Here is a 26,477-nt window from a genome sequence, read left to right on the forward strand (position 1 = left end):
CAACATGTGCCTAGGAATTCCGGGCCGGATCGTCGAGATCACCGACCCAGCCAATTGCTTGGCGAAGGTGGACGTCAGCGGTGTGCAGCGGACCATCAGCGTCCGGCTGTTGGAAAACGACCCGCCCGCACCGGATGACTGGGTGTTGGTGCACGTCGGGTTCGCGATGGCCAAGATCGACGAGACCGAGGCGCTGCTGACCCTGGCCGCGATCAAGAAGCTCGGTGACACCTACACGACCGAAATGCAGGCCTTCGATTCGTCGGCCATCGTTTGACGAGGAGCGGCAATGAAATTCGTTGACGAATTCCGCGACCCGGCCGCGGCGCGCAAGCTGCTGGTGGCCATCGAGCACCTGGCCGGGACCGACGGCGAGGAGTTCAAGTTCATGGAGGTGTGCGGCGGTCACACCCACACCATCTACCGGCACGGCATCGAACACCTGCTGCCCGACAACGTCGAACTGGTGCACGGCCCGGGCTGCCCCGTCTGCGTGATCCCGATGGGGCGCATCGACGACGCGATGTGGCTGGCCGACCAGCCCGACGTGATCTTCACCTGTTTCGGCGACATGATGCGGGTGCCCGGCTCGCACGGCAGCCTGCTGGACGCCAAGGCCCGCGGGGCCGACGTGCGGTTCGTCTACTCGCCGCTGGACGCGTGCAAGATCGCTGTCGACAACCCCGGCAAGCAGGTGGTGTTCTTCGCCATCGGTTTCGAGACCACCGCACCCTCGACCGCGGTGACGCTGGTGCGGGCCCGCGAGCTGGGCCTGCCGAACTTTTCCGTGTTCTGCAACCACGTCACGATCGTGCCCCCGATCAGGGCCATCCTGGAGTCGCCGGACCTGCGGCTGTCCGGCTTCATCGGCCCCGGGCACGTCTCCACCGTGGTCGGCAACCGGCCCTACCGGTTCGTGCCCGAGGTGTACCGAAAGCCGTTGGTGGTGGCCGGTTTCGAGCCGCTGGACATCCTGGCCTCGGTCGCCATGCTGCTGCGCCAGATCCGCGAGGGTCGCTGCGAAGTGGAAAACCAGTACAAGCGCGTGGTACCCGAGCGCGGCAACCCCGCGGCGCTCGCGTTGATGGGCAAGGTGTTCACGCTGCGGCCGCACTTCGAATGGCGCGGGCTGGGCTTCATCTCGCAAAGCGCCCTGCGACTGCACGACGATTTCGCCGAATTCGACGCCGAGCTGCGGTTCGCGATGCCCGGCGTGCGGGTCGCCGACCCGAAGGCGTGCCAGTGCGGCGAGGTGCTCAAGGGTGTGCTCAAGCCTTGGGAATGCAAGGTTTTCGGCACCGCCTGCACCCCCGAGACCCCGATCGGGACGTGCATGGTCTCGCCCGAAGGGGCGTGCGCGGCCTACTACAACTTCGGGCGCATGCACCGCGACGCGGTCAAGCTGGTGGGGCGCACTTGACCTCTGCCGAGGGCGCAGAGATGTTCGCCCGCTACGCCTATGCCCCCAACGCGCTCGGCTATTGCGGCCCGCCGCTGGGAGCGACCCTGCGCGACGGGTCGGTCGCCGAGGTGCGCAGGGCGGCGACCAGGTTCTCCGGGGCCTGGCCGTATCTGCGGGTGCTCTCGGAGCTGACCGGCATCGCCGATCCGCTGGATTACCGTCTGGTCGAATCGTATTGGCTCGGCGGCGGGGTCGCCGCCGAGCTGGACCCCCAGGAATTCTTCGACGCGCTGCTCGCGATCATCGGCCCGCAGGCGGGCCACTACTGGTCGCACCTCACCGCGGATCTGGCGTGTGAGGCCGCCGGCAACCACTGTTTCCACGTGTTCGGGGTGTATCCGTGGACGCGCTTTTTGGGGCGAGGTATCGACGAACAACCGCTGAGCGTGCTGGACAACTGCCGAATCACTTCCGGCACAGTGGTTTCCCGCGCCGCGGACCGCGTCGAGGTGGTGTGCCGAAACCTGACCTGGGACGGTCGGGCGCTGGCGCTGTCGCAACCGTCGGCGCGCGTGCTCGACGTGTGGGTCGACGGGTACAGCGCGGTGCCCGACGTGGCCGCCGGCGACGTGGTGGCGATGCACTGGGGCCGGTTGTGCGGCCGGCTCTCGCCGGCGCAGCTGTGCGCGCTGACCGACAGCACGGCGCGGCAGCTGCTGGTGACCGGCCACCGACTGGCGCGCGTCTGACTTCGCCACCAGACTGGCCTGCGTGCCCGGTTCTCTTTGCGACGTGCTGCCCGCCGCCGCCGGACTGCTCGGGGTCCCGGACGGCCCGAACCAGCCGGACGCCCTGGCGGTGGCGGACTGGGTGGACGCGGACCGGACCGACCGGGTGCTCGTCGTGCTGGTGGATGGTCTGGGCTGGCACCTGCTGCCGCAGCTGGCCGGCAGCGCCCCACTGCTGGCGTCCGTGCTGGCCGGTGGCACCGGACGGCTGACCCAGCTGGACTGCACCTTCCCGTCGACCACGCCCACCAGCCTGGTGTCGCTGGGCACCGGCGCGCTGCCGGGCGAGCACGGGATCCTGGGCTTCACGCTCAGGGTGCCGGGCACCGATCGGGTGCTGCACCACGTCCGGTGGCGTGACGACCCGGCCCCCGCCATCTGGCAGCCCGTGCCGACCTGGTTCGAACGGCTCAAGAATGCGGGCGTGAGCGCCCGCGCCGTGCTGCCGGCGCTGTTCGTGGGCAGCGGCCTGACCGAGGCCGCCTACCGGGGCGCCGAGCTCCACCCGGCGGAACCGACCGACGACTACCCGGGGCTGGTGGCCGACGTGCTGCGCGCGGCACCCGGCCTGGTCTACGGCTACACCGCCGAGCTCGACACCGCCGCCCACGTCTTCGGCGTCGGCTCGGAGCAGTGGCACGCCGCGGCGACGAATGTCGACACGCTGCTGACGCGCCTGCTCGAGGCGCTGCCGGCGAACGCGGCGATGCTGGTGACCGCCGACCATGGCGGCATCAACGTCCCGGCCGAGGCGCGCATCGACCTCGACACCGCCCCCGGGCTGGCCGAGGGAATCGAGGTGGTGGCCGGCGAGCCCCGGGTGCGGTATCTGCACACCGCGCCGGGTGCGGCCGGCGACGTGCGGGCCGCGTGGGCCGAGCTGTTGGACGGCCGCGCCGCGGTGTACAGCCGCGAGCAGGCGGTGGCCACCGGCATGTTCGGGCCGGTCGCCGCGCCACACCTGGAGCGCCTCGGCGACGTGGTCGTCGTCTGTTCCGGCGACACCGCGGTGCTGGCGAGCGCGCATGAGCCCCCGGAAACGTCTCGGCTGGTGGGCTTTCACGGCGGGGCCACCGCGGCGGAGATGGCGATACCGCTCATCGTTTTCCGGCCGTAGCTGCGCAAACACACACCGGACTCGGATCGAGTTCACAGCTCGTTGCGACCGTTCGCCGATTTTCGCGCGGTACATTCGGTGCACTGTGACTTTCCGGGGCGTTGGCGAAACTCGGCGATGGCAGTCGGCCATCGCGGTTGCCGCGGCGCTGGCCGCGTTCACCGCCCTGATCACGGGTTCGGCGCTGCGGTCCACCTTCTCCGCGGCGGCACTGCCGGAGCCCGCCGCGTGGTCCGCGGGCGTCGGCGCGTCCGCGGGCCTAACCCATGGCCGTCCCGCCGCCCTCAACCAGTCCGCCGTGGCCGCCTCGCGATTCGGCGCGCCCGCGAACAAGACCAACAAGAAGCCGTTCGGCGGCGCGTGGATGACGAAGGAACGGCCCCCGACGTGGAACCGCACGTCGGCACAGTCGGTGCTGACGACGGCGCCATTGTCGTTCACCCCAATAGGGTTTGCGCCCGCGGGCGCCCCCTCGCGGGCGCCGGCGGCCATTCCGTCCGACCGAGATATCTTGACCCAGATCTGCGTCGCCCGCAGCTGAGCGTGACGCCCGGGCCGAACGTGCCTGGCCCACCGGCTTGTAACCCCGGCGTCTATCTCGTGAAGGAACACCCTCATGCTTTCGGGCACAACTCATACCGCCACAGCGGGGCGGAGGCTGTAATGGATTTCGCGACGCTACCCCCGGAAGTCAACTCCGGGCTGATGTACTCCGGTCCCGGGGCGGGCTCGATGACGCAGGCCGCCGCGGCATGGGATGCGTTGGCCGCGCGGCTGTTTACCGCGGCGGCCGACTATCGGGCGGTGACCGCGAAGCTGGCGGCGACCGGCGAGAGCCCGGCCTCGGCGGAGCTCGCCGAAGCCGCCGCGCCCTACGCCGACTGGCTCGACACCGTCGCGGCCCGCAGCGAGCACGCGGCCATCCAGCTCGCCGCGGCGGCGGATGCGCACCAGTCGGCCTTCACGGCGACGGTCCCGCCACCGGCGATCGCCGGCAACCGCACCCGACGCTTGTCGCTGGCCTCGACGAATTGTCTGGGCCACCACAGCACGGCGATCGCCGATGTCGATGCCGAGTACGACGCGATGTGGGCGCAGAACACGGGCGCCATGTACGCCTACGCCCGGGCCGCGGCCGGCGCCGCGGCGATGGCCCCCTTCCCCGAACCACCCGGCAATCCCGCTGTGGCCAGCCGTAATTGGGCCTTGCAGTCGGCCCCCGACGTCATATCGGCCGGCGGCCAGGTGATGTCGGTGATCCCCGTCGCGTTGGCACGGCTGTCGTCGTCGCCCGTGCACACGATCGACGCGTCCCTCTCACCGATCACCGCGCCGCTGTCGAAGCTCAACTCGATGACCGCGCCGTCGGATTTCGCAATCGCCCACCTGAATTCGGTGAACAAGACCGCGGCCCTGCAATCGCTCTTCCCGAAGCCGGTCGCCACCAACGGCGTGAAGGCGGGCCTGGGTCGCGCGACGCCGGTCGGCGTGCTGTCGGTGCCACGCGCCTGGGCGGCCGCCGCACCCGCGCTGGAGCGGTCGCTCGAGGAGCTGGCGGGCGAACCCATCCACCTGGTCGCGGTCAGCGCGCCGCCCGGCCCGCATGCGGCCCATGAGTCGGGTTAGAGCGGGGTGACATAGGCGGCGCTGATGCCGCCGTCGACCATGAACGTCGAAGCGGTGATGAACGACGCGTCGTCGCTGGCCAAAAACGCTACCGCTGAAGCGATTTCGTCAGGATCGGCGAAGCGGCCGACGGGGACGTGCACCAGCCGGCGCGCGGCCCGTTCGGGGTCTTTGGCGAAGAGCTCCTGCAGCAGTGGGGTATTGACCGGCCCCGGGCACAGGGCGTTGACGCGGATGCCCTGCCGGGCGAACTGCACGCCCAACTCGCGCGACATGGCCAGCACCCCGCCCTTGGACGCGGTGTAGGAGATCTGCGACGTCGCCGACCCCAGGACGGCGACGAACGACGCCGTGTTGATGATCGAACCCGTGCGCGCGGGCACCATGTGGCGCAACGCGGCCCGGCAGCACAGGTACACCGACTTCAGGTTGACGTCCTGGACGCGTTGCCACGCCGGCAGCTCGGTGTTCTCGATCAGGTCGTCGTCGAGCGGTGAGATGCCGGCGTTGTTGAACGCGATGTCGATGCGCCCGTGCGCGCGCGCCGCGGTATCGAACAGCGCATCGACCGCGCCCTCGTCGGAGACGTCGGTGGGCACGAACAAGCCGGACAGCTCCTCGGCCGCCGCGGCACCCGCGTCGGCGTCGACGTCGCCCACCACGATCGTGGCGCCCTCGGCCCGCATCCGCCGCGCCGCGGCCAGCCCGATGCCGCCACCGGCGCCGGTGACGACGGCCACCCGGCCCGCCAGTCGTTGGGTGAGATCGACCGCCACCACCTACTCCTCTCCGATCGCGATGAACACGTTCTTGGTCTCGGTGAAGTGCAGCGGCGCATCCGGGCCCAGCTCACGGCCGAGTCCCGACTGCTTGAACCCGCCGAACGGGGTGTTGTAGCGCACCGACGAGTGCGAATTCACCGACAGATTACCGGCTTCCACCGCCCGCGAGACGCGCAGCGCGCGGGACAGGTCGTCGGTCCAGATCGAGCCGGACAACCCGTAGCTGGTGTCGTTGGCCAGCGTGATGGCGTCGTGTTCGTCGTCGAAGGGCAGCACCGTGACGACCGGGCCGAAGATCTCCTCGGTGACGCAGCGGTCGGTGCGATCCGGCGTCAGAACCGTCGGCGGGAACCAGAATCCGCGGCCGGACGGCGCGGTGCCGCGAAACGCGACGGGGGCGTCGTCGGGCACGTAGGACGCCACCTTGTCGCGGTGCGCCGCCGACACCAGCGGCCCCATCTCGGTGTCCCGCGCCGCCGGGTCGCCCACGACGACGCGCGTGACGGCGGGCTCGAGCAGCTCCATGAACCGGTCATAGACGCTGCGCTGCACCAGGATCCGGCTGCGGGCGCAGCAGTCCTGGCCCGCGTTGTCGAACACCCCGGTTGGCGCGGTCGCGGCGGCGCGCTCGAGGTCGCAGTCGGCGAAGACGATGTTGGCGCTCTTGCCGCCCAGTTCGAGCGTCACCCGCTTCACCTGGGCGGCCGCACCGGTCATCACCGTCTTGCCGACCTCGGTGGAGCCGGTGAACACGACCTTGCGGACTCCCGCGTGGGTGACGAACCGCTGCCCCACCACCGCGCCCCGCCCCGGCAGCACCTGCAGCAGGTCCGCGTCGAGTCCGGCCTGGGCCGCCAGCTCACCGAGCCGGATCGTGGTCAGCGGCGTCACCTCGGCGGGTTTGACCAGCACGGCGTTGCCCGCGGCCAGCGCCGGTGCGAAACCCCACGACGCGATGGGCATCGGGAAGTTCCACGGGGTGATCACCCCGACCACGCCCATGGGCTCGTTGAACGTCACATCCAGACCGCCGGCCACGGGAATCTGCTTGCCGGACAAGCGTTCCGGGCTGGCGGCGTAGAAGTTCAACACGTCGCGGACATGACCGGCTTCCCACTCGGCCGACGCGATGGGATGCCCCGAGTTGGCGACCTCGAGGGCGGCCAGCTCCTCGAGATGGGCGTCGACGGCGGCGGCGAAGGCCCGCAGGCCGTCGGCCCGCTCGGCCGGGGCCAACCGCGCCCACCTGCGCTGGGCGGCCCGCGCCCGGCCCACCGCGTCGTCGACCGCCGCGACGTCGGCGTGCTCGACCGACCGCAGCACCTCCTCGGTCGCCGGGTTGATCAGTTGCGCGGTACTCACCTCAGCTCACGCGTCCCGCATAGGACCGGGCCGCGTCCACGATCGCGGTGAACAGCCGCACATCGTCCAGCGACTGCTCCGGATGCCATTGCACGGCAAGCACAAACCGGTCCCCCGGCAGCTCCAGCGCCTCGACCACGCCGTCGCCATCCCGCGCGCTGACCACCAGACCGTCCCCCACCTCGTCGATGGCCTGGTGGTGATAGCTCGGCGCGTCGGTGGCCTCCCCGACCAGCGCGGCCAGCCGGGTGCCCGCCACGGTGCGCACCGGCAGCCTGGTGAACACCCCGTTGCCGGCCCGATGTCCGCTGTGCCCGAGCACGTCGGGCAGGTGCTGGTGCAGCGTGCCGCCCAGCGCGACGTTGAGAATCTGTGCGCCGCGGCAGATTCCGAGCACCGGCAGGCCCCGCCGCAGCGCGCCGCGCAGCAGCGCGAACTCCCACGCGTCGCGGTCGGTCCGGGGCTCGTCGGTGCTGGGATGCGGTCGCTGACCGTAGCTGGCGGGGTCCACGTCGTAGCCGCCCGTGATCACCAGCGCGTGCAGGCTGTCGAGAACCGATTCGACGATCTGGGCGTCCACGGGCTGCGGTGGCAGCAGGACCGCGATCCCGCCGGCCAGGACGACGCCCTCGAAGTAGTCGGCGGGCAGGTACCCGGCGGGGATGTCCCAGATACCGGTCTGGACTCGCTCCAGGTACGTCGTGAGGCCGACAACCGGGCGGCGCCGGTCGCCGTCGGACCTAAAGCCGTTCAAACCCACGCATCCTCTCCCAGTCGGTGACCGCCGCGTTGAACGCCGCCAACTCCACCCGCGCGTTGTTCAGGTAGTGGGCGACGACGTCGTCGCCGAACGCGTCGCGCGCGAGCGTCGAGCGCTCGAACACCGCGGCCGCGTCGGCCAGGGTGACGGGCAACCGCTCGACCCCGGGCGCCTGGTAGGCGTTCCCCGCGCACGGCTCCGGTAGCGCAAGGCCCCGTTCGATACCGTACAGCCCTCCGGCGACGATCGCCGCCACCGCCAGGTACGGGTTGACGTCGCCGCCGGGAACCCGGCACTCGACGCGGGTGCTGCGCCCATGGCCGACCACCCGCAGCGCACAGGTGCGGTTGTCCAGCCCCCACGCCAGCGCGGTGGGCGCGAAGCTGCCGTCGGCGAATCGCTTGTAGGAGTTGATGTTCGGTGCGTAGAACACTGTGAGCTCACCCAAGCTGGCCAGCAGGCCGGCCAGGAAGCTGCGGAACGTCAAGGACATGCCGTGCGGGCCGCTGGGGTCGGCGAACACCGCGCCGCCCTGCGGGTCACGCAGCGAGAGGTGCACGTGACAGCTGTTTCCTTCCCGCTCATCGTATTTCGCCATGAACGTCAGGCTCTTGCCGTGTTGATCGGCGATCTCCTTGGCGCCGTTCTTGTAGATGACGTGGTTGTCGCAGGTGACCAGGGCGTCGGCGTAGCGGAATCCGATTTCCTGCTGCCCCCTGTTGCATTCGCCCTTGACGGCCTCGAAGCGCAGGCCGGCGCCGATCATCGCGTGCCGGATGTCGCGCAGCAGCGGCTCCATGCGCGACGAAGCCGCGATCGCGTAGTCGATGTTGTAGTCGCTGGCCGGGGTCAGCCCGCGGTAGCCGGCGGCCCACGCCTGGCGGTAGGGCTCGTCGAAGACGATGAATTCCAGCTCGGTGGCGACGTCGGCGGCCAGGCCGCGCTCGGCCAGCCGGTCCAGCTGGCGGCGCAGGATCGCCCGCGGCGACACGGTAACCGGACTGCCGTCGGCCCAGCCCACGTCGGCGATCACCAACGCCGTCCCGGGCAGCCAGGGAATGCGCCGCAGGGTGGACAGGTCGGGGCGCAGCACCGCGTCGCCGTACCCGGTGTCCCAGCTCGACATCGCGTAGCCGGTCACGGTGTTCATGTCGACGTCGACGGCGAGCAGGTATCCGCAGCACTCGGCGCCGTGCGTGGCCACCTCGTCGACGAACAGCCGGGCGTCGACCCGCTTGCCGACCAGCCGTCCCTGCATGTCGGCGAAGGCCACGATGACGGTGTCCACCGCGCCGGCGCCCACCAGCCGCTGCAGCGCGGTCAACGACAGCATCCCGCCGCCCTCGGCGTCGGTCACGGCGGGTTCGTCACTGGCCATGACCGTCAGTCAACCAGGCCCTACCAGGTGCTGGTGCGCAAAATGATCTCGGCGGCCAGTTGGGCCGTCGACTCCTGCACCGTGCGCCGCCCCAGGTGCACCACCCGGTAGTCGGCGTACACGTAGCGCTGGCTGGCCTGGGCCACCGCCCGGGCGGCCGGCGAGCTGACCAAGACGGTGGTGCCGATCTCGACCGGCGGGCAGTGCCCGTCGGTGACGGCGCCCTCGTAGTTGGCGGCCCGCGGGTGGCCGCGGTCGATCACCACCAGTCCGACGAAGCGGCCCAGCCGGGTGGCGGTCAGTTCCCAGGCGAGCTCGGCGCCGGCGCGATCACCCATCACCACGGCCCAGCCGATGCCCAGCGCGTCGAGGATGCCGATGACCGACTTGGGGGTCAGCCGCGCGTCGAAGCCCACCACGACCGTGCGAAGCGATGCGGTGTGCAGGCGCTCGCAGACCGCGTCGTAGGCGGCCGGGGCGCGGTCTTCGTCGGCCAGTATGACGACGACGACGCCGTTCTCCGGGCCGGCCACAACCACCGGGACACCGAACCCGTCCAGGGTGGTCATCATCGAGGACACCCCCGCACGCTACAACCAAACGGCATGTGTGCGCGACGATTCTTGCGCATCTAATACCCGGATCCGTTTACTGACCGCGCCGTCAACGGCGGCGTTCACACTGCGTTCGGCGCGAATGCCCTACGGCCGCAAGGTACTTGCCAGCTGCGGTCGCCGCGGCGGCGGACCATCAAGCAGGCTGAGAATGGCGTCGATGTCGAGATGGGTTGCCAGCAAATCGGCGGCGACATCGAGTTGGGCATCGCGGCGGGCGGCGACGTCGGTGTCGCCCACCACGAAGCCGCCGCGCCCGGCCGCGTCGGCGACCCGGCGCAGCCACGCGCGCCGGAACGCGTCGTTGTCGAGCAGTCCATGCCAGTGGGTCCCGAAGACCGCCCCGCGCACCACGCCCTGCGGGTGTGGATCGGCGTCGCAGTCGAACCAGCTCGCCTCGGCGCAGCGGGTGACCCGGCCGTGGTGGATCTCGTATCCGGTGAGCGGCCGCCGCCAGCGGCGCAGGGTCTTGTCGGGATCGAAGGCGATGTCGGCGTCGAGCAACCCCAGCCCGGCCACGCCCGCGGCCCCGGATTCCACCGGATCGTCTAGGCGAGTGCACAGCATCTGAAAGCCGCCGCAGATCCCCAGCACCGGCTTGCCGGCGCGGCCGTGCGCGGTGATCGCGTCGGCCAGGCCGCGACCGCGCAGCCACGCCAGGTCGGCGACGGTGGCCTTGCTGCCGGGGATGACGATCAGGTCGGCGTCGGTGACGTCGGCGGGGTCGGTGACCCAGCGCACCAGCACACCCGGTTCGCAGGCCAGCGCCTCGACGTCGGTGGAGTTGGAGATCCGGGGCAGCCGGACCGCGGCCACCCGCAGCCACTCGTCCCCGCACGGCGGTGTGGGCGTGCCGATGACGCGGTGCGCCACCACCGACAGCGAGTCCTCGGCGTCCAGCCACAGCTCGTCGGCGTAGGGCAGCACGCCGTAGGTGGGCCGGCCCGTCATGTCGCGCAGCTGGCGCAACCCGGGCTCGAGCAGCGCGAGGTCGCCGCGGAACTTGTTGACGATGAAGCCCGCGATGAGGGCCTGGTCGTCGGGATCGAGCACCGCGACCGTCCCGAACAGGTGCGCCAGCAGCCCGCCGCGGTCGATGTCGCCGACCAGCACCACCGGCAGATCCGCGGCCCGGGCCAACCCCATGTTGGCCAGATCGGTGGCGCGCAGGTTGATTTCGGCCGGCGAACCGGCCCCCTCGCAGATCACCGCATCGAATTCCTCCCGCAGGCGGGTCAATTCGTCGAGAACGATCGACGACAGCTGATCCCGGTGTCGCACATAGCTTTTCGCGCTGACCGTGTCGGCGACCCGACCCTTGATCACCAGCTGCGAGGTGCGGTCGCTTCCCGGCTTGAGCAGGATCGGGTTGAATCGCACGCTGGGTTCCAGCCCCGCCGCGCGCGCCTGGATGGCCTGGGCGCGGCCGATCTCGCCGCCTTCGACGGTCACCACGGAGTTGTTGGACATGTTCTGCGCCTTGAACGGGGCGACGCGGACCCCACGGCGGGCCAGCAACCGGCACAAGCCCGCCACCACCACCGATTTCCCGGCGTCGGAGCTGGTGCCCGCGACCAGCAGGGCTCCGGTCATCCGGCAAACGTCATGGCAAGGTGAGGATTTCGACGCCGGTGTCGGTGACCAGCAGGGTGTGCTCGAACTGCGCGGTCCACTTGCGATCGCGGGTGACCACCGTCCAGCCGTCGTCCCAGATCTCGTAGTCCAGGCCGCCGAGGTTGATCATCGGTTCGATGGTGAACGTCATCCCCGGTTGCATGATGGTGGACACCGACGGCTGCTCGTAGTGCAAGACGACCAGTCCGTTGTGGAACGTGGTGCCGATGCCGTGACCGGTGAAGTCACGAACGACGTTGTAGCCGAACCGGTTTGCGTACGATTCGATGACGCGCCCCACGACCGACAGCGCCCGCCCGGGCTTGACGGCGTTGATGGCGCGCATCGTCGCCTCGCGGGTTCGTTCCACCAGCAGCCGGTGCTCCTCGGACACGTCGCCGGCCAGGAAGGTCGCGTTGGTGTCGCCGTGCACGCCGTTGATGTAGGCCGTGACGTCGATGTTGACGATGTCGCCGTCCTCGATCACCGTCGAGTCGGGGATCCCGTGGCAGATGACCTCGTTGAGCGACGTGCAGCACGACTTCGGATAGCCCTTGTAGCCCAGCGTGGACGGGTAGGCGCCGTGGTCGACCATGTACTCGTGGGCGATGCGGTCCAGCTCGTCGGTGGTGACCCCCGGGGCGACGGCCTTGCCCGCCTCCACCAGCGCCCCGGCCGCGATCCGTCCGGCGACGCGCATCTTCTCGATCACCTCGGGCGTCTGCACCCACGGTTCGCTGCCCTCCTGGGCCGTGGGCTTGCCGACGTATTCCGGGCGCGCGATACTGCCGGGCACCGGCAGAGTCGGGGACAACTCTCCGGGGGAAAGCGCGGTGCGAGCAGGCATGCGACCAGCTTAACGATGCGCACCGGGCGTCGGGTTCGCCCAGCCGGTAATCCCGCAGGCCGCTACTCGCACTTCCGCCGCAAGTTTTCAGGCTCGGCTAGGGCCGCTGGCGGCGCAGCAGCGAGCGCCGCGGCCCCCGGATGATCACCGACCCGCACACCACCCGCCCGGTCAACACGACGTGCGGCCTGCCCTCGCCGGGCGGGTCTTTGCGGCGGTCGCTGGCGCTGCCCACGTAGACCTCGACGTCGTCGATGGAGGCGCTGGCGCCGTCGGGCAATCGAATCTCCACCGAGCCGAACCTCATGTCGAGTTCGATGACCACCACCGGCCCCGCGAACCGGGCCTTGGTGAGGTCGAGTTCCACCGAGCCCAGCCGGCGGACCAGCGCCAGGCGGGTGGGCACCTGCCATTCGCCGTGGCGCTTGAGCGAACCCGCCCAGCCCCGCAGCTCCACCCGGTCGGCCGCGGAGGTGACGATCGCGCCCGGCCCCGGCAGGTCGCCGACCAGGTGGTCGAGCTCGCCGCGCGTGCGCGCGTAGGACACCTGCGACGAGCGCTGCTCGAACTCGTCGATATCGATCAGCCCGAGCGCGACGGCGTTGTGCAGTCGCCGCATCGTGCCGTTGCGGTCGGCGTCGGAGACCCGCAGGGCCACCATGTCGCCGCCGGTATCGGTCATGTTCGCAATTTACCGCCGATGCGGGCCAGCGGCGCTTGCAGGATGGCGCCGCCCCGCTGCGCCCGGCGCGGGCGCCGCGCTTGCGAACGGCGCTAGGCAAGGAAGTTCGGCGGCAGCGCCTCGAACATGAACTTGGTCATCCGGACCGCCCACTCGGAGCTGCCGCCCCCCACGATCAGCGAGGCGAACGCCAGGTCGCCGCGGTAGCCGGCGAACCAGGAGTGCGATCCGCCCGGGAACTCGGCCTCACCGGTCTTTCCGTAGATCTCGCCGCAGCCGGCGATCTCCTTGGCGGTCCCGTTGGTCACCACCAGCCGCATCATCGGCCGTAGCGCGTCGATCATCTTCGGGCTGATCGGGGTGGTGTCCCCCTGGACCGCGGTCTGCCGGCCCACGATCAGTTGCGGCACCGGCGTCTTGCCGGCGGCGACCGTGGCCGCCACCAGCGCCATGCCGAACGGGCTGGCCAGCACCTTGCCCTGGCCGAAGCCGTCCTCAGTGCGCTCGGCCAGGTCCACCGTCGGGGGCACCGACCCCGTCACGGTGGTGACGCCGTCCACCGTGTAGTCCAGGCCGATCCCGTATTGCGCCGCCGTCTGGGTCAGGCCGCGGGGCGGCATCCGGCTGCTCAACTCCGCGAACGTGGTGTTGCACGAGCTGGCGAACGCGCGTGACAGCGACACCACGCCGAGATCGAAGCCGCCGTAGTTGGGCACGGTGCGATGCCCGATGTCGAGGTGGCCCGGGCAGCCCAGCATCGAGTTGGGCGTGGCCATGTCGCGGTCGACGGCCGCGCCGGCGGTGATCATCTTGAACGTCGACCCCGGTGGGAACAGGCCGTTGGTGGCGGGCAATCCGTCCGCGTCGGCCCCGCCGTTCTGCGCGATCGCGAGGATTTCTCCGGTCGACGGCTTGATCACCACGATCATCGCCTTGCCGCCCTTGTTGTCGACCGCGCGCTGGGCGGCGTTCTGCACCGTGCGGTCCAGGGTGATCGACACCGACGGCGCCGGTGACCCCTCGACCTCGTGCAGCACCTCGACCTCGACACCGTTCTGGTTGACGCTGACCACCCGCCAGCCCGCCTCGCCGTCGAGCTGGTCGACCACCGCCTTTTTCACCGCGGAGATGACCGCCGGGGCGAAATGCGGGTCGGTGGGCAGCATTTCGGGCTGGGGCGTGACCACGACGCCGGGCAGGTGCCCCACAAGCGGGGACACCTTGTCGTTGTCGTCGGGGTGCAGCGTCACCCCGAGATCCACCGGATGGGGCGTCGAGCTGGCCTGCTCGGCGAGCAGCTGCGGATCGTTGAGCGCGCCGTTGAAGGGGTGCAGCACGTCGACGACGGCGTGCGCCGTGCCGATCAGCGCGGGCCCGGCCTGGGTGGCGTCCAGCGTGTAGTGGTACAGGTAGCCCGGCACCAGCACGTCGCTGCCGCCGAGCTCGTTCACCGAAGCGCGGTGCGGCCGGTCGGCGCGCAGCGCGAACGTCTGGTGCTCGCCCAGCTTGGCGTGCAGCGCGGTGGTGGTCCAGCGCACGGCCCAGTGCCCCTCGTCGCGGGCCATCTTCAGCTGGCCGTCGTAGGTCCAGGTGCGGTTCTTGGGCAGGTGCCAGGTGAAGCGGTAGCCGACCGTGCCGCTGTCCTCGGCGTACTTGGCGTTGAGCAACTGGGCGTCGAGGTGGGTCGCCTGCAGGCCGGACCACGCCGCGTTGAGGGCTTCGCGGGCCTCGTTCGGGCTGTCACTGAGCTGCGCGGCGGTCGCGGTGTCGCCGATGGCCAGGGCGCGGAAGAACTTCTCGGCGGCCGGGCCCGGGCCGTCGGGCCGCGGCGTGCATCCGGACAGGGCGACGACCGCGACGAGCAGCGCGCCCGCCGCCGTCGATACCAATGGGGTTCTTGTGACCATCGGTACAGATGTTATGAATGTGGACCGCCGCGGGGGCGTCGACACACCGAGACCCAACCGTTATCCGCGGATTGAGGGCCCATCGATGCGAGTGTGCGGCCAGCCGCGCAGTCGGTGCCGAGGGTGCGGACAACCGCACACTGGCCCGAAAGGGGTGAACGCGCGCTAGTCGAGCAGGACCGTCGCGAAGGTGCCGATCTCGGTGAAGCCGACGCGGGCGTAGGCGGCACGCGCGACGGTGTTGAAGTCGTTGACGTAGAGGCTGGCGGTGCGCCCGGTGCCGACGATCACCGCGGCGACCGTCGCGGTGCCGGCGGTGCCCAGGCCCAGGCCGCGCCACTCCGGGTGCACCCACACCCCCTGGATCTGGCCCACGCCCGGCGACTGCGAACCCACCTCGGCCTTGAAGACGACCTGGCCGTGTTCGAACCGCGCCCAGGCCCGCCCGGCGGTGATCAGGCTGGCCACCCGGCGCCGGTAACCGCGTCCGCCGTCGCCGAGCCGCGGGTCGACGCCCACTTCGCCGATGAACATGTCGACGGCGGCCACCAGGTAGGCGTCCAGCTCCTCGGGCCGCACCTGCCGCACCCCGGGATCCAGCCCGCAGCTGGGGTGGCTGGACAACGCCAGCAGCGGCTGGTGGTCGCGCACGTCGCGGGCCGGGCCCCAGGCCGCCTCGAGCCGCTCCCACATCGGCATCACCAGCTCGGCCCTGCCGACCAGCGACGAGCAGCGCCGCGTCCCGCGCATGGCCTCATCGGCGAACGCACTCAGATCGGCCGGCGCGCCCCGCAGCGGAATGAGGTTGGCGCCGGCGAAGCACAGGGATTCGTCGGCGCCGCGCAGCGTCCACAGTTCGCCGCCGATCGAGTTGGGATCGATGCCGTGGTCGGCCACCCGGGCCGCGACCATGCACGCGGCGACCGGATCGTCGTCGAGCACCCGCCAGACGGCGGCCGCGTCGCGCACCACCGACACCCGTCGCTCACCGACAAGGCGGAACAGGGGCGGAGCCGACATGGGGGCGAACTCTCTGTGTGCGAATTCCTTAGGCCAGAACGGCGCTGGCCTTCATCAGCTTACGGTGACAACAGGTGAACCGCTTGATGTTGCTTCCGGTCCGTCGTCGCTGTTCATCTCGTGGCCCATGTCAGCGGCGAGCCGCATGGCCTCTTCGATCAGCGTCTCGACAATCTGGGCTTCGGGCACGGTCTTGATCACCTCGCCGCGAACGAAGATCTGGCCCTTGCCATTTCCGGATGCGACGCCGAGGTCGGCCTCGCGCGCCTCGCCCGGACCGTTGACCACGCACCCCATCACGGCCACGCGCAGCGGCACGTCGAGGCCGTCCAGGCCGGCGGTGACCTCGTTGGCCAGGGTGTAGACGTCGACCTGGGCGCGACCGCACGACGGGCACGACACGATCTCGAGCCCCCGCCGGCGCAGGTTCAGCGACTCGAGGATCTGGATGCCGACCTTGACTTCCTCGACCGGCGGCGCCGACAGCGACACCCGGATGGTGTCGCCGATCCCCCGCGACAGCAGGGCGCCGAAGGCGACCGCGGACTTGATGGTGCCCTGGAAGGCGGGACCGGCCTCGGTGACGCCCAGATGCAGTGGGTAGTCGCATTGTTCGGCCAGCTGCTCGTAGGCGGCCACCATCACCACCGGGTCGTTGTGCTTGACGCTGATCTTGATGTTGCCGAAGCCGTGCTCCTCGAACAGCGAGGCCTCCCACAGCGCGGACTCGACCAGCGCCTCGGGGGTGGCCTTGCCGTACTTCTCCATGAACCGCTTGTCCAGCGAGCCCGCGTTGACGCCGATGCGGATCGGGATGCCGGCCGCGCCGGCGGCCTTGGCGACCTCGCCCACCCGGCCGTCGAATTCCTTGATGTTGCCGGGGTTTACCCGCACCGCGGCGCACCCGGCGTCGATCGCGGCGAAGATGTACTTGGGCTGGAAGTGGATGTCGGCGATCACCGGGATCTGGCTGTGCCGGGCGATCTCGGCCAGCGCGTCGGCGTCCTCCTGGCGCGGGCACGCGACCCGGACGATGTCGCAACCGGCGGCGGTCAGCTCGGCGATCTGCTGCAGCGTCGTGTTGACGTCGTGGGTTTTGGTGGTGCACATCGACTGCACCGAAATCGGATAGTCGCTGCCCACGCCGACGTCGCGGACCATGAGTTGGCGCGTCTTGCGGCGGGGGGCGAGCGTGGGCGCCGGCGCGTCCGGCATGCCCAGGCCAACGGTCACTGTGGTAGTTCCTTAGCTATTGGAAGAGCCTGATCGGGTTGACCAGGTCGGCGGTGACGGTCAGCAGCATGTAGCCGACGACGAACACCAGCACGACGTACGTCGCGGGCATGAGCTTGAGGTAGTTCACCGGCGCGGCCGCGACCATGCCCCGCGCCGACCGCACCAGGTTACGGATCTTCTCGAACACCGCGATGGCGATGTGGCCGCCGTCGAAGGGCAGCAGCGGCACCAGGTTGATCGCGCCCAGGATGAGGTTCAGCTGGGCCAGGAAGAACCAGAACGCCACCCAGAGCCCGTGATCGACGGTGTCGCCGCCGATGATGCTGGCCCCGACGACGCTCATCGGGGTCTGCGGGTCGCGCTGCCCGCCGCCGATGGCGTGCACCAGCGCGCCGACCTTGGTCGGGATGGCCACCAGCGCCTTGCCGACCTCGCCGGTGAGGTCACCGGCGAAGGCGACGGTGGCCGGGATCGCGGTGAACACCCCGTAATGCGTGGGCGCCACCTTGACGGCGCCGACGCCGATGGCGCCGACCGTCGAGGGTTGCTGCGCAGCGCCCTGCCCGTTGCTCAGGTAACGCTGGGTGGTGGTGACGTCGACGTAGGTGGTGATCTTGGTGCCGTTGCGCTCGGCGACGATCGGGACGTTGCCGTGCACCTTGCGGATGGCGGCGGCCATGTCCTCGAAGCTCGACACCGGGGTGTCGCCCACCTTGACGATGACGTCGCCGGGCCGGATCCCGGCCAGCGCCGCCGGCCCGGGGCCGGTGCAGTCCGCGATCTTGCCCGGCGCCACTTCCGGTGCCACACAAGCGGTTTCGCCGACGACGGCCTGGGTCGGCGGGTGCAGGTTCGGCAGCCCCCAGATCAGCGCGATGCCGTAGAGCAGCACCAGGCAGATGATGAAGTTCGCGGCGGGGCCGGCGAAGAGCACCGCGACCCGCTTCCAGACCTTCTGCTTGAACATGGCGCGGTCGGCCTCGTCGGGGGCCAGTTCCTCCACCGAGGTCATGCCGGCGATGTCGCAGAAGCCCCCCAGCGGAACGGCTTTGAGGCCGTACTCGGTTTCCCCGCGCCGAGTCGACCACAGCGTGGGCCCGAACCCGACGAAGTAGCGGCGCACCTTCATGCCGGTGGCGCGCGCGACCCACATGTGCCCGCACTCGTGCAGGGCCACCGAGATCAGGATGGCCAGTGCGAACAGCACAATGCCGATTACGAACATCATCTGGACTGCTGGACCTTTCTCACACCATTCCGGAGGCTTTTGCTGAGACCGTGGCGGGGCGGGCGTGTGCGACGCAACGCCGAGCCCGCTCACGTGCCCAGCGCTGCGCGTCGAGTACCTCATCCACGGTAGCGGGTGAAACGGCCCATTGGTCGGCGGCGTGCAGCACGTCGGCGATGGTTTCGACGATCGCGGGGAATCCGACGCGGCCCGCGAGGAAGGCCTCCGCCGCCTCCTCGTTGGCCGCGTTGTAGACGGCGGTCATGCAGCCGCCGGTCTGCCCGGCGTGCCGGGCCAACTCGACGGCGGGAAAAACGTCGGCGTCCAGCGGCTCGAATTCCCAGCTAGACGCCGTGCTGAAGTCGCAGCTCGCGGCCGCTCCGGCAACCCGCTGCGGCCAGCCCAGGGCCAGCGAGATCGGCAGCTTCATGTCCGGCGGGCTGGCCTGGGCCAGGGTCGAGCCGTCGATGAAGGTGACCATCGAATGAACAATCGACTGGGGGTGCACCACGACCTCGATGCGGTCGTAGGGGATGCCGAACAGCAGGTGGGTCTCGATGAGTTCGAGGCCCTTGTTGACCAGCGAGGCCGAGTTCAGCGTGTTCATCGGGCCCATCGACCACGTCGGGTGGGCCCCCGCCTGTTCCGGGGTGACGCCCTCGAGCTGGGCGGCGGTCCAGCCGCGGAACGGGCCGCCGGAGGCGGTCAGCACCAGCTTGGCGACCTCGTCGGGGGTCCCGCCGCGCAGGCACTGGGCCAGCGCGGAGTGTTCGGAGTCGACGGGCACGATCTGTCCCGGCCCGGCGGCCCGCAGCACCAGCGGACCGCCGGCGATCAGCGACTCCTTGTTGGCCAGCGCCAGCCGGGCGCCCGATTCCAGCGCGGCCAGCGTGGGCCGCAGGCCCAGCGCCCCCACCAGGGCGTTGAGCACGACGTCGGCCTCGGTCTCCTCGACCAGTCGGGTGGCCGCGTCGGGGCCGCAGAACGGGATGTCGCCGGCCCGCTGCGCCGCGCGCTCGTCGGCGACCGCGACATTGGTCACACCGGTCTCGGCGCGCTGGCGCAACAGCGTGTCCAGGTTGGCGCCGCCCGCGGCCAGGCCCACCACCTCGAAGCGGTCCGGGTTGGCGGCGATGACGTCCAGCGCCTGGGTGCCGATGGAGCCGGTGCTGCCCAGCACCAGCACGCGCAGGCGGTCCCGCGTTTGCCCATCGGTGGTCGGGTTGGTCACCCATTCATTGTGCCGCCCAGCGCCGACGCGGGCCATGCCCCGCAAGCCCGGTGGCGGGTATGCCAGAATTTGGGTTCGACAAGCCAATCCGATCCGAAGGGGATTCGCCGTGGCCAGTACCGAGGTGGAGCACTTCAACGGCGTCGACGCCGTCGAGGTGCCGTCGGCAGCGTGGGGTTGGAGCAGGATCAACCACCGGACCTGGCACATCGCCGGGCTGATCGGATTCGGCTTCCTGCTCGCGATGCTGCGCGGCAACCACGTCGGCCACATCGAGAACTGGTTCCTGATCGGGTTTGCCGCGCTGATCCTCGTGGTGCTGATCCGCGACCTGTGGGGCCGCCGCCGCGGCTGGATCAGGTAGCCGCCCCGCCCCTTGTCCTAGCGCCGCGCCCGGCGATGCCGGGCGCCGCCGATCACCACGACCGTCAACGCGAGCACGGCGATCACCCACGGCCACATCCCGTGCTGATGCACCCAGCCGGCCGCCGCGCCCTGCAGGCGCCCGGCCGCGGTGATCACCGCGTCCCGCGGATTGCCGTTCGCGCCGAACAGCCGAACCTCGTAGCTGCCGTAGTAGGCCACATACAGCCCGACGAGCAGCAGCAGCGCGCCGCCGATCCGGTTGACGAACGGCAGGACGCGGCGCAGCCGGTCCACCATCGCCGTGCTGGCCGTGGCCGCGGCGACGGCGAGCACCCCGACCACCAGGGTCAGCCCGGCGCTGTAGGCGAGGTAGATCGCCACGCCGGTGACGACCGATCCCCCGCGCAGGCCGGCGGCGGTGACGGCCAGAAAAGGCCCGATGGTGCACGACAGCGAGGCGATGGCGTAGCTGACGCCGTAGCCGTACATGGAGCCCAGCCGGGCGGTGGGGGCCCACCGGGGGCCCAGCGGTCGCGGGGTCAGGGCCGACAGCTCCCGGCCCGACAGCAGCCACCCCCCGAGCCCGATCAGCACCACGCCCACGCCGACGGTGGCGTACGGCAGCCACCGCTGCACCGTCGTCGCCGCCGAGACGGTCAGGGCGCCGAACGCGCCGAACACCGTCAGGAAGCCCAGCGCCATCCCCGCGGTGGCCGCCAGCGCCCGCCCGGCGGCGGCCCCGCCCGACGCCGCCCCCGAACCCTGGCCGCGCACCACCAGCAGCAGGTAGGCGGGCAGCATGGCAAACCCACACGGGTTCAGCGCGGCCACCAGTCCGGCGGCGAAGGCCAGGCCGACCAGACCCTGGTCCACCGAGCTCAGGACCTCAGGGCCGAGACCCGGTCGGAGAGTTCCTGCTGGGACATCGCCGAGGTCGGGTTGTTGACGAACGTCGAGCTGCCGTCCGCGCGGTAGAACACGTAGGCCGGCTGCCAGGGGACGTTGTAGCGGGCCCAGATCGAGCCGTCGGCGTCGTTGAGGTTGGTGAATCTCAGGCCGTACTTGTCGACGAAGGTCTGCTCGGCGCCAACGTCCGAGTGCCCCGCGATCCCGACGAAGGTGACACCGGGATTGGCGGCCGCCACCTGGCTGACGCCAGGCGCCTCGGCGTTGCAGAACGGGCAGAACGGCGCCCAGAACCACAACACCGCGGGCTTGCCCTGCAAGCTGGCGCCGTTGAACGGCGCACCGCTCAGGGTCGTCCCGCTGAATTGCAGCCGGTCATCGGCGGCGGCCGCGCGCGGCGCGCCGCCGAGTACCACTAGTAGCGCGGCGGCGATGACGGCCGCGACAAACAACTTGAGTGGAGAGAACAAGCGGATCACGGCGCACCCCCGGGTTTGCTGACGTTATGCCTTTAAGACGTGCGCGCCGCCCCGCAGGTTCATTCGCCCGGCAGCTACCCGCCTTCGGCGGCCAGCTGTCCGCACGCGGCGCTGATCTCCCGCCCGCGCGTGTCGCGCACCGTGCAGGAAACCCCCTTGCCGCGGACGCGCCGGACGAATTCCCGCTCGACCGGCTTGGGGCTGGCGTCCCACTCGCTTCCCGGGGTCGGGTTGAGCGGAATCAGATTGACGTGCACCAGCGGCCCGAGCGCGCGGTGCAGCCGTTGGCTCAAAAGGTCTGCGCGCCAAGGCTGGTCGTTGACGTCGCGGATCAACGCGTACTCCACCGACACCCGCCTGCCGGTGGCGTCGGCGTAATACCGCGCGGCGTCGAGGGCCTCGCTGATCTTCCAGCGGTTGTTCACCGGCACCAGGGCGTCGCGCAGCTCGTCGTCGGGCGCGTGCAGCGACAGCGCCAACGTCACCCCGAGCCGTTCGTCGGCCAGCTTGCGGATGGCGGGGGCCAGCCCCACCGTCGACACGGTCACCGAACGCGCCGAGATGCCGAAGCCGTGGGGCGGCGCGGCGGTAATGCGCCGCACCGCGGCCACCACGCGGGCGTAGTTGGCCAGCGGCTCCCCCATGCCCATGAACACCACGTTGGACAGCCGGTCCCCGAAGTCGTCGCGCAGGGCCGCGGCGCCGGCGCGCACCTGCTCGAGGATCTCGGCCGTCGACAGGTTGCGGCTCAGCCCGCCCTGCCCCGTCGCGCAGAACGGACACGCCATGCCGCAGCCCGCCTGCGACGAAATACACACCGTGTTGCGCTGCGGATAGCGCATCAGCACCGACTCGACGGTGACCCCATCGAGGGCCCGCCACAACGTCTTTCGCGTCTGGCCCGCATCGCAGGTCACCTCGGAGGCCGCGGTGAGCAGGATCGGGAACATCGTCTCGGCGATGGCGTCGCGCAACCCCGCCGGAAGGTCGGTCATCTGCCGGGGGTCGGCGATCAGCCGCGCGTAGTACTGATGCGCCAGCTGCTTGGCGCGAAACGCCGGCAAGCCCAGCTCCGCGATGGCCGACGCGCGACCCTCCTCATCGAGGTCGGCGAGGTGCCGCGGCGGCCTGCCGGGACGCGGCTCGGAGAAAACCAGTTGTGCAACCATGACCCGTCCAGTATCCCCTGTCGCCGGGTCGGCCTAAGGAACGAGCGTCAGCACCGTCCAGGCGGCGACCGCCGAGGGCAGCACGCCGTCGAGGCGATCCATCAGACCGCCGTGGCCGGGCAGCAGCCGGCCCATGTCCTTGATGCCGAGATCCCGCTTGACCTGGGATTCCACCAGATCGCCCAGCGTGCACGTCAGCACCAGGACCACGCCCAGCAGCACGCCGATCCACGGCGGCTTGTGGGCCAGGAAGACCGCGGCCAGCGTCGCGGCGGTGATTCCGAACACCATCGAGCCGGCGAATCCCTCCCAGGACTTCTTGGGGCTGATCGCCGGGACCATCGGGTGCTTGCCGAACAGCGCCCCCACGGCATATCCGCCGGTGTCGGAGGCGACGACGGTGATCATGAGGCAGAACACCCGCCCGGCACCGTCGTGCGGGTAGACCAGCAGCACGCCGAAGGAGGCGAACAGCGGCACCCAGGCGGCCAGGAACACCGTCGCCGAGGCGTCCCTGAGGTAGTTGGCCGACGGTGACCCGTCGAACGGCTCGGGCCGTTTGCTGTTGTCCTGCATGAACAGCCGCCACACGTTGCAGACCACGACGGTGACACCGAAGCCGGCCAGGGCGCCCGCGGCGTGGAACGGCCAGGTCAGCCAGACGGTGAGCTGCCCCCCGGCCAGCAGCGGGATGACCGGTATGACGTAGCCGGCCTCGCGCAATCGACGCACCACTTCGTGGGTGGCCACCATGATGGCCAGCGCGACGATGGGGACCCAGAAGCGCGGGGCGAACACCAGCGTGACGATCAGCACGCCGCCGATACCGGCCCCCACCGCGATGGCGGCGCGCAGGTCACGTCCGGCCCGGGATGTCTTCTTGCCCGGCTGGGCGCTCGTTTTTTTGGCGGCGCGCGCCGAACGGTCGGGCGGGTTGCCTGCGCCGGGTTCTGGGGTAGCCACTGGCCTGGATGAACTTAGCTGCTGAGCGGTCGCTAGACCTCCAGCAGTTCGCCTTCTTTGTGCTTGACCAGCTCTTCGATCTGGGTGATGTACTGGTGGGTGGTCTTGTCCAGGTCCTTTTCGGCCCGGCCGACCTCGTCCTCGCCCGCCTCGCCGTCCTTACGGATGCGGTGCAGCTCCTCCATCGCCTTGCGACGGATGTTGCGCACCGACACCTTGGCGTCCTCGCCCTTGCCCTTGGCCTGTTTGACCAGTTCGCGGCGGCGTTCCTCGGTGAGCTGCGGCACCGCGACCCGGATCAGGGTGCCGTCGTTGGTGGGGTTGACGCCCAGGTCGGAGTTGCGGATCGCCGTCTCGATCGCGCCCACCTGGCTGGCCTCGTAGGGCTTGATGACGACCAGGCGCGCCTCGGGGACGTTGATGCTGGCCAGTTGGGTGATGGGCGTGGCCGTGCCGTAGTAGTCGATCACGATCCGCGAGAACATGCCGGGGTTGGCGCGCCCCGTCCGGATGGTCGACAAGTCGTCGCGGGCGACCGCTACGGCCTTCTCCATTTTCTCTTCCGCGTCGAAGAGAGCCTCGTCAATCATGTGCGCCGCTCCTCCTCAGCTGCGTTGCGGATCCATCGCAAGCGCAAATCATCGCGTCTTCGGTTCAGGTGGTGACCAGAGTCCCGATCTTCTCACCAGCGACCGCCCGGGCGATATTGCCATTGGTCAGCAGGTTGAACACCAGGATCGGCATGCCATTGTCCATGCACAGGCTGAAGGCGGTGGCATCGGCCACTCGTAGCCCGCGGTCGATGACCTCACGATGACTGATCGCGGCGATCAATTCGGCGTCCGGATGCTCTCGCGGATCCGCCGAGAACACGCCGTCGACGGCCTTGGCCATCAGGACCACCTCGGCGCCGATCTCCAGGGCGCGCTGCGCGGCGGTGGTGTCGGTGGAGAAGTACGGCAGTCCCATGCCGGCTCCGAAGATCACCACGCGCCCCTTCTCCAGGTGACGCACGGCGCGCAGGGGTAGGTACGGCTCGGCCACCTGGCCCATGGTGATCGCGGTCTGGACCCGGGTGACGATGCCTTCCTTCTCCAGGAAATCCTGGAGCGCCAGGCTGTTCATGACGGTGCCCAGCATGCCCATGTAGTCCGACCGGGTGCGTTCCATGCCGCGCTGCTGCAGCTGCGCGCCCCGGAAGAAGTTGCCACCGCCGATCACGACGGCCACCTGGACACCGTCGCGGACCACCTCGGCGATCTGCCGGGCCACCCGAGCGACGACGTCGGGGTCCAGGCCGACCTGGCCGCCGCCGAACATTTCGCCGCCGAGCTTGAGCAGCACTCGCGAATACCTGGACCGGCTCGGCGACCGGTCGGAAGCCAGCCCGTTGTCCGGTGCAGATTTCGGTATGCCGTTGCTGGCGGTTGTCGGCTCCGGCCTCGGAGCCGCCGAGCCGGCGACTTGGGGCTCCCTGGACTCCGTCATCAGACTCCTCGCATGAGAGTGCCATCCCGGGCGATCTCCATCCGGAACGGCATTTCACATCCTGCCTCATCGCAGCACAATGCGACGTCGACGGGGTGCATTATGCGCATAGTTGGCGTGCCGGACCAATTTTCGAGTCTCTCGGTACCGGAATGCATCGGCGTCCATGCGCTTGGCGGCCCCGCGTTTGAGCGATGGATGGCTTGGGAACCCGCAACAACGCGGCAGAATTACGCGGTCTTAAGCAACGAGGACCAGCCTCGCCGTATGACCGGGTGGATCGCTCGCGATCGCCGTTGAGCGTGGATCGCTCAGAGTACGCCAACGAGGAGGAACACTTTCCATGGCTGAAGAAAACAAGTCGGGACCTGCCGAAGCTGTCAAGGGCGTCGTCGAGGACGTCAAAGGAAAGGCCAAGGAGGCCGCCGGCGCGGTGGCCGGCCGTGACGACCTGACCCGCGAGGGACAGGCGCAGCAGGACAAGGCCGACGCGCAGCGCGACGCGGCCAAGAAGGAAGCCGAGGCGGAGGCCGCGCGTGGCGGCGCCAAGGCGGCCGAGGAGCGCCAGAAGGACAACCAGTAGCAGGTGTTAGCGATGGGCCTGATCCGTGAAAACGGGTCGGGCCCATCGTCTTTCTTCCGGCCGAGCGGCCGGTAGACAGGCCCGGCCCGCATGGCTTTGCATAGTTTTCGGCGGGACGGGTATCCAGGCGTAGCGCTGTAAGACATCTCCGCAGAGGTGCCTACGGACCGGGGGGGAAGCCGGGACGTGACGAGGTTTGGAGATGTTGTTGGACGTGGTGGTGCTCACCGACGAGGATGATTTCGAATCGGCCCTGCCGGAGTTGGCCACGTTCGCCCAACCGATTCGGCGTATCACGCTGACGGCCGACACCGACGGGCACTACGCGACGGCCGACATCGCGATCATCGATGCGCGCAGCAACGTGTCACTGGCCCAGGCGGTCAGCCATCGCCTGACGACCGACAACCCCGCGACCGCGGTGGTGGCCCTGGTGGCGCCGTCGGACTGCGCGGCCGTGGACGTCGACTGCAATTTCGACGACGTGATGCTGCCCGGCACCGGCGCCGAAGAGTTGCAAGCCCGGTTGCGTCTCGCGGTCGGGCGCCGACGCAGCCTGGTCGACGGCACGCTGAAGTTCGGCGACCTCGTCCTGCATCCGGCGAGTTTCACCGCATCGCTGGACGGCCGCGACCTGTGCCTGACCCTCACCGAGTTCAAATTGCTGAATTTCCTTGTGCAACATGCCGGTCAGGCGTTCACCCGGACCCGGCTGATGCAGGAGGTGTGGGGCTATGACAGCACCGGTAAGGTGCGCACCGTCGACGTCCACATCCGGCGGCTGCGCGCCAAGCTCGGCGTCCGGCACCAATTCCTGGTCGACACCGTGAGGGGCGTCGGCTACCGGGCGGCCACGCCGCCGCAACCACAATGGACCGTCGCCGACGCCCCGCTGACGCCAGCCCTCACCTGAACACCCCTCCCGAGCC

General features: G+C 70.0%; 28 protein-coding genes. 9 read left to right on the plus strand and 19 right to left on the minus strand.

What is annotated here, in order from left to right:
• Nucleotides 1–4: 4 nt before the first annotated feature.
• From AC5Y5B_RS10365 to AC5Y5B_RS10390, 6 genes are all read left to right on the plus strand, one after another.
• Entirely contained in the window at nt 5–277 is a 273-nt protein-coding gene (locus AC5Y5B_RS10365; protein ID WP_112632954.1) for a HypC/HybG/HupF family hydrogenase formation chaperone, read from the plus strand.
• Nucleotides 278–289: 12 nt separating this feature from the next.
• Nucleotides 290–1,420: a hydrogenase formation protein HypD gene (gene hypD, locus AC5Y5B_RS10370; RefSeq protein ID WP_500005305.1), complete on the plus strand. Its 1,131-nt coding sequence runs from the start codon at nt 290–292 to the stop codon at nt 1,418–1,420.
• Nucleotides 1,417–2,151, plus strand: coding sequence for a DUF6390 family protein (locus AC5Y5B_RS10375; RefSeq protein ID WP_276310824.1), 735 nt, complete (start codon nt 1,417–1,419; stop codon nt 2,149–2,151). The genes hypD and AC5Y5B_RS10375 overlap by 4 nt, the downstream gene beginning before the upstream one ends.
• 22 nt (nt 2,152–2,173) lie before the next feature.
• A complete protein-coding gene (locus tag AC5Y5B_RS10380) occupies nt 2,174–3,307 on the plus strand; it encodes an alkaline phosphatase family protein (RefSeq protein ID WP_500005306.1) in 1,134 nt (377 codons plus the stop codon).
• 85 nt (nt 3,308–3,392) lie between these two features.
• Entirely contained in the window at nt 3,393–3,848 is a 456-nt protein-coding gene (locus AC5Y5B_RS10385; RefSeq protein WP_112632958.1) for a hypothetical protein, read from the plus strand.
• Between the two features lie 122 nt (nt 3,849–3,970).
• On the plus strand, nt 3,971–4,933 hold the full coding sequence (locus AC5Y5B_RS10390) for a PPE family protein (protein ID WP_500005307.1): 963 nt from the start codon (nt 3,971–3,973) through the stop codon (nt 4,931–4,933).
• On the opposite strand, the gene AC5Y5B_RS10395 is transcribed toward AC5Y5B_RS10390, so the two are convergent.
• The 13 genes from AC5Y5B_RS10395 to dxr all read right to left on the minus strand — a co-directional run bounded on the left by AC5Y5B_RS10395 (nt 4,930) and on the right by dxr (nt 19,594).
• On the minus strand, nt 4,930–5,709 hold the full coding sequence (locus AC5Y5B_RS10395) for a 3-oxoacyl-ACP reductase (protein WP_500005308.1): 780 nt from the start codon (nt 5,707–5,709) through the stop codon (nt 4,930–4,932). The two genes, AC5Y5B_RS10390 and AC5Y5B_RS10395, sit on opposite strands and share 4 nt — an antisense overlap.
• A 3-nt stretch (nt 5,710–5,712) precedes the next feature.
• A complete protein-coding gene (locus AC5Y5B_RS10400) occupies nt 5,713–7,077 on the minus strand; it encodes an aldehyde dehydrogenase family protein (RefSeq protein ID WP_500005309.1) in 1,365 nt (454 codons plus the stop codon).
• A gap of 1 nt (nt 7,078) precedes the next feature.
• The gene (locus AC5Y5B_RS10405; protein ID WP_500005310.1) at nt 7,079–7,837 is read right to left on the minus strand and encodes a gamma-glutamyl-gamma-aminobutyrate hydrolase family protein; all 759 of its coding nucleotides are present in this window, start codon (nt 7,835–7,837) and stop codon (nt 7,079–7,081) included.
• A complete protein-coding gene (locus tag AC5Y5B_RS10410) occupies nt 7,818–9,170 on the minus strand; it encodes a glutamine synthetase family protein (protein WP_500005391.1) in 1,353 nt (450 codons plus the stop codon). Before AC5Y5B_RS10410 ends, AC5Y5B_RS10405 begins: the two co-directional genes overlap by 20 nt.
• Nucleotides 9,171–9,235: 65 nt before the next feature.
• On the minus strand, nt 9,236–9,787 hold the full coding sequence (locus AC5Y5B_RS10415) for an alpha/beta hydrolase (RefSeq protein WP_112632962.1): 552 nt from the start codon (nt 9,785–9,787) through the stop codon (nt 9,236–9,238).
• A 129-nt stretch (nt 9,788–9,916) separates the two neighbouring features.
• The gene (locus AC5Y5B_RS10420; RefSeq protein WP_500005311.1) at nt 9,917–11,422 is read right to left on the minus strand and encodes a cobyric acid synthase; all 1,506 of its coding nucleotides are present in this window, start codon (nt 11,420–11,422) and stop codon (nt 9,917–9,919) included.
• 10 nt (nt 11,423–11,432) lie between these two features.
• The gene (gene map, locus AC5Y5B_RS10425; protein WP_112632964.1) at nt 11,433–12,290 is read right to left on the minus strand and encodes a type I methionyl aminopeptidase; all 858 of its coding nucleotides are present in this window, start codon (nt 12,288–12,290) and stop codon (nt 11,433–11,435) included.
• Between the two features lie 97 nt (nt 12,291–12,387).
• Nucleotides 12,388–12,972 carry a DUF1707 SHOCT-like domain-containing protein gene (locus AC5Y5B_RS10430; RefSeq protein WP_112632965.1) on the minus strand — a complete coding sequence of 195 codons (585 nt, stop codon included), beginning with the start codon at nt 12,970–12,972 and terminating at the stop codon, nt 12,388–12,390.
• A gap of 92 nt (nt 12,973–13,064) precedes the next feature.
• Nucleotides 13,065–14,879 (minus strand): penicillin-binding transpeptidase domain-containing protein, encoded by a 1,815-nt coding sequence (locus AC5Y5B_RS10435; RefSeq protein WP_500005312.1) that lies wholly within the window; start codon nt 14,877–14,879, stop codon nt 13,065–13,067.
• Between the two features lie 165 nt (nt 14,880–15,044).
• A complete protein-coding gene (locus AC5Y5B_RS10440; RefSeq protein ID WP_112632967.1) occupies nt 15,045–15,899 on the minus strand; it encodes a GNAT family N-acetyltransferase in 855 nt (284 codons plus the stop codon).
• A 54-nt stretch (nt 15,900–15,953) separates the two neighbouring features.
• Nucleotides 15,954–17,132 (minus strand): flavodoxin-dependent (E)-4-hydroxy-3-methylbut-2-enyl-diphosphate synthase, encoded by a 1,179-nt coding sequence (gene ispG, locus AC5Y5B_RS10445; protein WP_112632968.1) that lies wholly within the window; start codon nt 17,130–17,132, stop codon nt 15,954–15,956.
• Between the two features lie 16 nt (nt 17,133–17,148).
• Entirely contained in the window at nt 17,149–18,363 is a 1,215-nt protein-coding gene (locus AC5Y5B_RS10450; RefSeq protein ID WP_112632969.1) for a M50 family metallopeptidase, read from the minus strand.
• Nucleotides 18,364–18,382: 19 nt separating this feature from the next.
• A complete protein-coding gene (gene dxr, locus AC5Y5B_RS10455; RefSeq protein ID WP_165821797.1) occupies nt 18,383–19,594 on the minus strand; it encodes a 1-deoxy-D-xylulose-5-phosphate reductoisomerase in 1,212 nt (403 codons plus the stop codon).
• 109 nt (nt 19,595–19,703) lie between these two features.
• Between dxr and AC5Y5B_RS10460 the strand changes: the two genes are divergently transcribed.
• Nucleotides 19,704–19,958, plus strand: a complete 255-nt coding sequence (locus tag AC5Y5B_RS10460) for a DUF2631 domain-containing protein (RefSeq protein ID WP_112632971.1) — start codon at nt 19,704–19,706, stop codon at nt 19,956–19,958.
• A 17-nt stretch (nt 19,959–19,975) separates the two neighbouring features.
• On the opposite strand, the gene AC5Y5B_RS10465 is transcribed toward AC5Y5B_RS10460, so the two are convergent.
• The 6 genes from AC5Y5B_RS10465 to pyrH form a co-directional block, all read right to left on the minus strand.
• Nucleotides 19,976–20,833 (minus strand): cytochrome c biogenesis CcdA family protein, encoded by an 858-nt coding sequence (locus AC5Y5B_RS10465; protein WP_112632972.1) that lies wholly within the window; start codon nt 20,831–20,833, stop codon nt 19,976–19,978.
• 5 nt (nt 20,834–20,838) lie between these two features.
• On the minus strand, nt 20,839–21,345 hold the full coding sequence (dsbE, locus tag AC5Y5B_RS10470; protein WP_112632973.1) for a disulfide bond-forming protein DsbE: 507 nt from the start codon (nt 21,343–21,345) through the stop codon (nt 20,839–20,841).
• A gap of 74 nt (nt 21,346–21,419) precedes the next feature.
• Nucleotides 21,420–22,514: a dual-specificity RNA methyltransferase RlmN gene (gene rlmN, locus AC5Y5B_RS10475; RefSeq protein WP_112632974.1), complete on the minus strand. Its 1,095-nt coding sequence runs from the start codon at nt 22,512–22,514 to the stop codon at nt 21,420–21,422.
• 33 nt (nt 22,515–22,547) lie between these two features.
• The gene (locus AC5Y5B_RS10480) at nt 22,548–23,477 is read right to left on the minus strand and encodes a phosphatidate cytidylyltransferase (RefSeq protein WP_112632975.1); all 930 of its coding nucleotides are present in this window, start codon (nt 23,475–23,477) and stop codon (nt 22,548–22,550) included.
• 32 nt (nt 23,478–23,509) lie between these two features.
• Entirely contained in the window at nt 23,510–24,067 is a 558-nt protein-coding gene (frr, locus tag AC5Y5B_RS10485) for a ribosome recycling factor (protein ID WP_112632976.1), read from the minus strand.
• A 64-nt stretch (nt 24,068–24,131) separates the two neighbouring features.
• Nucleotides 24,132–24,965, minus strand: a complete 834-nt coding sequence (gene pyrH / locus AC5Y5B_RS10490; RefSeq protein ID WP_112632977.1) for a UMP kinase — start codon at nt 24,963–24,965, stop codon at nt 24,132–24,134.
• A 343-nt stretch (nt 24,966–25,308) separates the two neighbouring features.
• On the opposite strand from pyrH, the gene mbp1 reads away from it, so the two are divergent.
• Nucleotides 25,309–25,548: a microaggregate-binding protein 1 gene (gene mbp1, locus AC5Y5B_RS10495; protein ID WP_112632978.1), complete on the plus strand. Its 240-nt coding sequence runs from the start codon at nt 25,309–25,311 to the stop codon at nt 25,546–25,548.
• 202 nt (nt 25,549–25,750) lie between these two features.
• Nucleotides 25,751–26,461 carry a winged helix-turn-helix domain-containing protein gene (locus AC5Y5B_RS10500; protein WP_500005313.1) on the plus strand — a complete coding sequence of 237 codons (711 nt, stop codon included), beginning with the start codon at nt 25,751–25,753 and terminating at the stop codon, nt 26,459–26,461.
• Nucleotides 26,462–26,477: the final 16 nt, after the last annotated feature.

This window comes from Mycobacterium sp. NGS33 (assembly GCF_059812885.1).